The organism is Xanthomonas populi (assembly GCF_002940065.1).
GTDB lineage: Bacteria > Pseudomonadota > Gammaproteobacteria > Xanthomonadales > Xanthomonadaceae > Xanthomonas > Xanthomonas populi.
The window spans coordinates 1-6,860 of record NZ_MDEJ01000171.1 but is presented as its reverse complement, the minus strand read 5'-3'; the positions used below and the strand labels follow the sequence as shown (position 1 = coordinate 6,860).

Annotated in this window: 7 protein-coding genes, 1 pseudogene and 1 riboswitch; of the genes and pseudogenes, 2 read left to right on the top strand and 6 right to left on the bottom strand. The window is 62.8% G+C overall.

Annotation, left to right across the window (positions count from 1 at the left end; translation table 11 throughout):
* Positions 1-443: 443 nt before the first annotated feature.
* From thiL to XpopCFBP1817_RS18565, 5 genes are all read right to left on the bottom strand, one after another.
* Positions 444-1,418 carry a thiamine-phosphate kinase gene (gene thiL / locus XpopCFBP1817_RS18585; RefSeq protein ID WP_128418245.1) on the bottom strand — a complete coding sequence of 325 codons (975 nt, stop codon included), beginning with the start codon at positions 1,416-1,418 and terminating at the stop codon, positions 444-446.
* A gap of 103 nt (positions 1,419-1,521) precedes the next feature.
* The gene (nusB, locus tag XpopCFBP1817_RS18580) at positions 1,522-2,001 is read right to left on the bottom strand and encodes a transcription antitermination factor NusB (protein WP_128418244.1); all 480 of its coding nucleotides are present in this window, start codon (positions 1,999-2,001) and stop codon (positions 1,522-1,524) included.
* The gene (gene ribH / locus XpopCFBP1817_RS18575) at positions 1,998-2,462 is read right to left on the bottom strand and encodes a 6,7-dimethyl-8-ribityllumazine synthase (RefSeq protein ID WP_128418243.1); all 465 of its coding nucleotides are present in this window, start codon (positions 2,460-2,462) and stop codon (positions 1,998-2,000) included. The genes nusB and ribH overlap by 4 nt, the downstream gene beginning before the upstream one ends.
* A 260-nt stretch (positions 2,463-2,722) precedes the next feature.
* A complete protein-coding gene (ribB, locus tag XpopCFBP1817_RS18570) occupies positions 2,723-3,862 on the bottom strand; it encodes a 3,4-dihydroxy-2-butanone-4-phosphate synthase (protein ID WP_128418242.1) in 1,140 nt (379 codons plus the stop codon).
* Positions 3,859-4,461: a riboflavin synthase gene (locus tag XpopCFBP1817_RS18565; RefSeq protein ID WP_128418241.1), complete on the bottom strand. Its 603-nt coding sequence runs from the start codon at positions 4,459-4,461 to the stop codon at positions 3,859-3,861. Before XpopCFBP1817_RS18565 ends, ribB begins: the two co-directional genes overlap by 4 nt.
* A gap of 162 nt (positions 4,462-4,623) precedes the next feature.
* Positions 4,624-4,803, bottom strand: a riboswitch (FMN riboswitch).
* A 217-nt stretch (positions 4,804-5,020) separates the two neighbouring features.
* On the opposite strand from XpopCFBP1817_RS18565, the pseudogene XpopCFBP1817_RS18560 reads away from it, so the two are divergent.
* A pseudogene (locus tag XpopCFBP1817_RS18560) lies at positions 5,021-5,644 on the top strand (hypothetical protein).
* Positions 5,645-5,677: 33 nt separating this feature from the next.
* Positions 5,678-5,932, top strand: coding sequence for a hypothetical protein (locus XpopCFBP1817_RS18555; RefSeq protein ID WP_128418240.1), 255 nt, complete (start codon positions 5,678-5,680; stop codon positions 5,930-5,932).
* Between the two features lie 31 nt (positions 5,933-5,963).
* Here XpopCFBP1817_RS18555 and XpopCFBP1817_RS18550 read toward each other — a convergent pair whose 3' ends face one another.
* On the bottom strand, positions 5,964-6,791 hold the full coding sequence (locus XpopCFBP1817_RS18550) for a DNA adenine methylase (protein WP_244171237.1): 828 nt from the start codon (positions 6,789-6,791) through the stop codon (positions 5,964-5,966).
* Between the last annotated feature and the right edge of the window lie 69 nt (positions 6,792-6,860).

Below are 6,860 nucleotides of genomic sequence, written 5' to 3'. Positions count from 1 at the left end.
TCGATTAGGGAAAATTGCTCTGGTATGATCTCCATACTCGATAGTTTACTCGCTCAGGCCATTAGTGTTAACAGGCCCTACATCGAGATGTTCTACAACCCCAACCGCCGCCACGGTTCAACTGACGAGCTGTCCCCTGTAGAGTTTGAACGGCGCTACCCGCAACGAGGGTCTTGAGTGTCTACGGAACCCTGGGCGTATCATGCGCTACATCCCACGACAGCCAACAGCCCAAGCCCGTGAAATGGAAGTACGTCGATCAGACGCGGAGAATGACCCCCGGTTCAATTGTAACAGGCCACCTAGTTCGCACTACACGCGCGCCGCAATCGCGAGCCTGTTTCGAAAGTGAAATCGGCACGCGCCAATCGCATGGCCGACCTCGACCCGCAGACCCTGGCTGCGATGCAGCACGGCTGCACAACGCCTCTCGCGCCAGCAGCTCAACCCACGAAGTGCTGATAACCGCGTTGCGTTGGCTGCCATGGATGACCGTCGGCATCGACAACCACCACGCCAGGTGCGGCGACGATCTGGCCGATGCGCGTCACCGCGACTTCGGCGAAGTCCATCGCCTGCACCACCGCGTCGCGGTGGTGCACGGCGGCGGTGAAGCACAGCTCGTAGTCGTCGCCGCCACCGAGTTGCCAGCCGATGCATTGCAACGCGCTGATCCCAGCGCTGCGTTGCATCGCCGGCAGGGCCGCCAGCGCAAGCTGCGCGCCCACACCGCTGCGTTCGCACAGATGTCCCAGATCGGCCAGCAGGCCGTCGGAGATGTCTACGCACGCATGCGCAAGCCCACGCAATCGCAGGCCGGCGTGCACGCGCGGCTGCGGGCGCAGCAGGCGGCCGCGCCACTGCTCGTGCAACGGGTCGGCAGCCGCGCAGGTCACGTCCAACTGGCCGGCTTGCCACAGCGACAACGCTGCGGCCGCCTCGCCCGGCGCACCGGTCACCCATACATCGTCGCCCACACGCGCACCATCGCGACGCAGCGCCGCGCCCGGCGGCAGACTGCCGATCGCGGTGACCGCACACGACAACGGCCCGCGCGTGGTATCGCCGCCGACCAACGCAATGGCATGCGCATCAGCCAACGCAAAGAATCCATCGGCAAACGCGTCGACCCAGCCCGCATCGTCGTGCGGCAACGACAGCGACAAGGTGCACCAACGCGGTTGCGCGCCCATCGCGGCCAGATCGGAGAGATTCACCGCCAGCGTCTTCCAGCCCAGATCGTCGGCGCGCGTCTCGTGCGGAAAATGCACGCCCGCATTGAGCGTATCGGCGGTGATCGCCAATTGCTCGCCGGGCGGCGGCTGCAGCAGCGCCGCATCGTCGCCGATGCCCAACGGCACATCGGCACGCGCCGCGATGCGAGCGCGCAAGCGCGCAATCAGATCGAATTCGGGCATGGGGACGGGAATCGGGAGAAGGGAATCGGGAGTCGCAAAAGCGCGTCAGCAGATATCGGAAATGGTGCTCTTACGCTTCCCAATTCCCGACTCCGGCAGCGCCTCAGGCGCCGCCCGCGCCCGACTCCACCTTGCGCCAGTCCACCGCCGCGCGGTCCAGCACGCCATTGACGTAGGTGTGACCATGCTCGGAGCCAAACCGCTTGGCAATTTCGATCGCTTCGTTGATCACCACGCGGTACGGCACGTCCTGGCGATACAGCAATTCGTAGGCGGCCAGGCGCAGCACCGCGCGCTCGATCGCGTCGACCTCTTCCACGCCGCGATCCAGATACGGCGCCAGCGCGGTATCCAGCTCGGCACGATGGGTCAGCACGCCTTCGACCAGGCCTTCGAAATACGCCAGATCGGCCACTTCGTGCGCTTGTTCATGCGCAAACTGGGAGATCACCTGCTTGGCGAACCCACCGGAAATCTGCCAAGCGTATACCGCCTGCAAGGCACGTCGGCGCGCGCGCGAACGCAGTACAGGATCGACGCCGTCGCGACGGACGTGGCGGGCATGTCCACCGGGCTTGCTCATGGCAACAACTCCATCAGATTGCACAATTCCAGCGCCGCAAGTGCGCATTCTTCGCCCTTGTTACCATGGCTGCCGCCGGCACGCGCCTCGGCATCTTCCACCCGCTCTACCGCCAGCACGCCGTTGAGCACCGGCACGCCGGTCTGCAACTGCACGCTCATCAGGCCTTCGGCGCAGAGGTCGGCCACGTGTTCGTAATGGCGGGTGTCGCCGCGGATCACACAGCCCAGCGCGATGATCGCGCCATGCTGGCCGGATTGCGCCAGGCGGTTGGCAGCGATCGGAATTTCCCAGGCGCCCGGCACGCGGACCACGTCGATGGCGTCCTCGCCGATGCCGTTGCCGGCCAGGCTGTGGCGCGCGCCGGTGACCAGCGCGTCGGTGATGCGGGCATTCCAGCGGCTGGCGATGATTGCAAAGCGCGCGGTGGTGGGGCGGAGATCGCCTTCGTAGTGGGTCATGCGGGTCGGCAACTCAAGGGGGCGGCAAGTTTAACAGCTGCCGGGGGCCTGGCCCCGCCGACGCGTGCAGGCCGGGGCCGCCGAAGCAGACCAGGCCATGTGCCTCAGACGCGATTTTGGAGCGGGCAGCAAAAGAGTGCGCAGCTGCCAGATGGCGCGGTCGATGCTCAAAGACAGCGGGAGCCGCTAGGCCAACGCGATTCCTGCGATCCGTCCGCAACCACCCTGACGGCGGGCTCACTCCATGCTGTGGGCCACCCTCAGGGCCGCGCGGCAGCCGGCACAGAACGCACGCCCTCGCCCGCGTGGCATTCCAAATACTCCACCACCTCCAGCCCGAACCCGGCCAAGCCCACCTGACGCCGCGGCGTGCCCAGCACGCGCAGCTTGCCCAGGCCGAGCTCGGCCAGGATATGCGCGCCGGCGCCATTGCGCCGCCACTGACTGACGTCCTTGGCGTTGGCGGCCGCTTCCGGTTGCTGGCGCAGCCGCGCCAGCAACGATTCGCTGTCGCGCGGCGCGGACAGCACCACCATCACGCCCTGCCCTTCGTCCGCGATCGCACGCAGTGCATCGGTGGCCGCCACGCCGAAGTCATCGCGCTGCCAGTGCAGCAGATCGGCAAGCGGGTTTTCCACTTGCACGCGCACCAGCGTCGGCGTGTGCGGATCGGCGTTGCCACGCACCAGCGCAAAGTGCAGATCGTGCGCGATGCGGTCGCGGTAGGTCACCAGCGTGAACGGCCCGAACTCGGTGGTGATCTCGCGTTCGTCCACACGCTCGACGGTGTGCTCGTTGGCCAGGCGATAGGCGATCAGATCGGCGATCGAGCCCATCTTCAGCCCGTGCTCGCGCGCAAATATTTCCAGCTGCGGGCGACGCGCCATGCTGCCATCCGGGTTGAGCACTTCCACCAGCACGCCGGCCGGTTCCAGCCCGGCCAGCATTGGCAGGTCGCTGGCCGCTTCGGTATGCCCGGCGCGGGTCAACACGCCACCGGGCTGCGAGATCAGCGGGAAGATATGCCCCGGCTGACTCAGATCCTGCGGCTTGGCATCCGGCCGCACCGCAGTGCGCACTGTGTGTGCGCGGTCATAGGCGGAGATGCCGGTGGTCACGCCTTCGGCCGCCTCGATGCTGACGGTGAAGTTGGTCTGGAACTGTGCGGTGTTGTTGCGCACCATCGGCGCCAGGCCAAGCTGCGCGCAACGCTCGCGGGTCAGCGACAGACACACCAGCCCGCGCGCGTGGGTCACCATGAAATTGATGTCCGACGGCTTGACCAGCTCGGCGGCCATGATCAGATCGCCTTCGTTCTCTCGGTCCTCGTCATCGACGATCACCACCATGCGCCCGGCGCGCAGTTCTTCGATCAATTCCGGAACGGGCGCAAAGTTCATGCCGCACCCCGCGTGCCGAGCAGGCGTTCGACATAGCGCGCCACCAGATCGATTTCCAGATTCACCGCCGCGCCGACCGCGGTCTGCACAAATGCGGTATTGGCCACCGTATGCGGAATCAACGCGACCTCGAAGCCGTCTTCGTCCACTTCATTGATGGTGAGACTGACCCCGTCCACGCAGATGGAGCCCTTCTTGGCGACATAGCGCAACACCGCCGGCGGGGCGGCAAACCGCCAACGCTGCGCACGCGCATCGCCCTGCACCGACTGCACCTGGCCCAGACCATCGACATGCCCGCTGACCAGATGCCCCCCAAGACGGTCGGTGGGGCGCATTGCGCGCTCCAGATTGAGCAACGCGCCTTCCGGCAAGGCGCCCAGTGTGGTCAGCGACAAGGTTTCGGTCGAGGCATCGGCTTGAAAGCTGCCGGCATCGAACGCGATCACGGTCAGGCACACGCCGTTGACCGCGATGCTCTCGCCCAATTGCACCGCTTCGAACGGCAGGCTGCCGGTGGCGAAGGTGAAACGCACATCGCCGCCTTGCAGCTGGCGCGCAGCCAAATGGCCGACGCCTTCGATGATTCCAGTGAACATCAGCGCGCCTCCGTTTGCAGTGACAACGGAGCGGACGGAGCGCGGTAAAAGATCGCGACGCAGCGCGACGGGTGACGCATGGACATAGTCGTTTCTCGCAGGAGTTGAGCGAAAAACGCCACAAGGCAAACAGGCGCGCGCACAGCCGCAAGGCTGCACGTTGGCCGTCTTCTTTCATCCGGACTATACCGTCGGCCCCGGCATCGCACCGGATCTGCTGATCCTTGCGCAGCAAGAGTTTCGCGGGGATTCGCTTAACTCCGATGCGCAAGCGCTCGCGGGCTCGCACGCTTGCGCATGCCTACCGCCGGTGGGGAATCGCGCCCCGCCCTGAAGACGTTCGTGAGTGCCGGCGAACCGGCGAGCGCAGTCTAGCAGGGCGCATTGGTGCAATTGCTGAGCCTTCGCTAAGGCTGGCAGGACACTGCGTCATGTCAGGAAATCCTCCATAGCCAGCATTGTGAATGATCTGTTAAATTGCGCGCCGCGACGGGAGACGTCGTTCTTTCCACCCCGCAACGGGGCCGAGACACGGACATCAATTCGGAGAGAACACTCAATGCGTAACACCCTGATTCTGGCTGCCCTGCTGGCCGCCGCATCGTTTGCCGCGTCTGCTCAAGGCCTGAGCTACAGCTATGTCGAAGGCGGCTGGAACCGTACCGACGTCGCCGTCAACGACACGTCTGAAGTTATCGATGGCGGCTACATCCGCGGCTCCTAGAAGATTGCCGGGCCGGTATACGCGCTCGCTGGCTATCAGCGTGCCACCAAGGATTACAGCCTCGGCGGCGGCTTCGTGATCGAAGGCACCCTGGAGCAGGCCAGCGTCGGTATCGGCTACCGCCAGGAAATGACCGAGCGCGTCGAATTCATCGCCGACATCAGCGTGCTGCGCAGCAAGATCGAATCCGATCTGCGGCTGCGCGGCAGCTCGATCGACAACGCGTCCGACTCCACCAATCTCGGTTTCGCCAACCTGGGCCTGCGTGGCAATCCCTCGCCGCGTACCGAAGCCTGGGTCAAGGCTGGCTACATCGACGGTAATGGCGCAGACCAAGGCGAGTTCGTGGGCACCTTGGGTGGCCAGGTCAACTTCACCCCGACCTGGGGCCTGGTTGCCGAAGCGCAGTTCATCGACGACGCCAACCAGTACCGCGTCGGCGTGCGCGCAAGCTTCTGATCGGCGCGGCGCAGATGTGCAGGAAGGCCCCGCATGCTGGGCTTTTTTGCAGAGCTCGCCATGATGGCTTACCTGCCCAATAAGGGTCTTGCCAGAATCGGAGCCGTATCCGGATCCGATAGTGCAAATGAAACGTGTTGTCGATCGCCGAATCCATACTTGGTAAAGGACGAGGCACAGAATTTTTACCGCCCCACGTTCAGTAACAATTTGGCCAAGGCGATCGATGCAATTCAACGTAGCTTTGCTTTTTTCCTAATATTTTCAATGCCCACACGTACCACCTGAATGCTTCGTATGGAGCGGAAAATCCTACTCTTCAAATGGCCGCAGACCTTGCATCAAATTCATCTATAGCCCAAGGGCGCCGATAGCGCGATGTTAACCCTTCCATGTCTGGCGGCGTAAGTTTCTCGCTGAAAAATACTAATTCGTTCCCAACACGGGCATGCTCTGGTGCGCTGTAGTGAAGTGCCAGATCAGTCGAGTGGAACGGACTGTAAATTTCACGAATGAGATCGTGTGCATCGTAGGAAACTACCCAATGGCAAGGAAGTTTCGCAACCAAGCGAGCAAGCCGTCGATGATCATCTTCCTCGTAAGCATTGAGATAGAGGCCCGGACCCTTGTCGACGTACGGCGGATCCAGATACATCAGAACGTTGTCGGTCACGCGATCACAGTAGGATGAGACCAAGTCGCATGCGTCCAAATTGGTGACCGTGATCCGGCTCCGTAACTTGCCAATGCGCTGAATGCGCTCAATCAAGTCAACCTTATTCATCCGGGCATCTAAGGACCACTTGCCTGCCTGCTCTTTACCGCCGATCACCCCACCTTTAAGGATGCCAGATCGGTTCGTCCTATTTAGGAAGAAAGTTGCGAATCCCAGATCTTCCAGGCTTAAAGCATCAGAGGAGCGGTAGATGGCCTTGCAGTCGTACCAAGTCTCCATCGTGCACGTCGTTTCCTCAATTCGTGCGCATAGTCGATCGGTGTAATCAACAGCTTCGCGCCAAAATGCGAACACCGCGCGGTCCAAGTCATTGAGGTGTATTGCTGAAACTGCGCCGGAGCGCAACAGCTCAATGGCAAGCCCAGCTCCGCCACAAAAGGGCTCGACATATGTGCAGTCATACAAGGGCACCTCGAACAACCAAGTCGTAGCCGTGGTGACACGCACTGGATGATGACCATACCTTCAAAAAATCAGCGA

What these genes read in the sequence shown, in the direction of transcription:
- ribB (WP_128418242.1), bottom strand. Translation starts at nt 3,862, where the DNA reads ATGAACTTTGCGCCCGTTCCGGAATTGATCGAAGAACTGCGCGCCGGG.
- ribH (WP_128418243.1), bottom strand. Translation starts at nt 2,462, where the DNA reads ATGACCCACTACGAAGGCGATCTCCGCCCCACCACCGCGCGCTTTGCA.
- XpopCFBP1817_RS18565 (WP_128418241.1), bottom strand. Translation starts at nt 4,461, where the DNA reads ATGTTCACTGGAATCATCGAAGGCGTCGGCCATTTGGCTGCGCGCCAG.
- XpopCFBP1817_RS18555 (WP_128418240.1), top strand. Translation starts at nt 5,678, where the DNA reads ATGCTGGGCTTTTTTGCAGAGCTCGCCATGATGGCTTACCTGCCCAAT.
- thiL (WP_128418245.1), bottom strand. Translation starts at nt 1,418, where the DNA reads ATGCCCGAATTCGATCTGATTGCGCGCTTGCGCGCTCGCATCGCGGCG.
- nusB (WP_128418244.1), bottom strand. Translation starts at nt 2,001, where the DNA reads ATGAGCAAGCCCGGTGGACATGCCCGCCACGTCCGTCGCGACGGCGTC.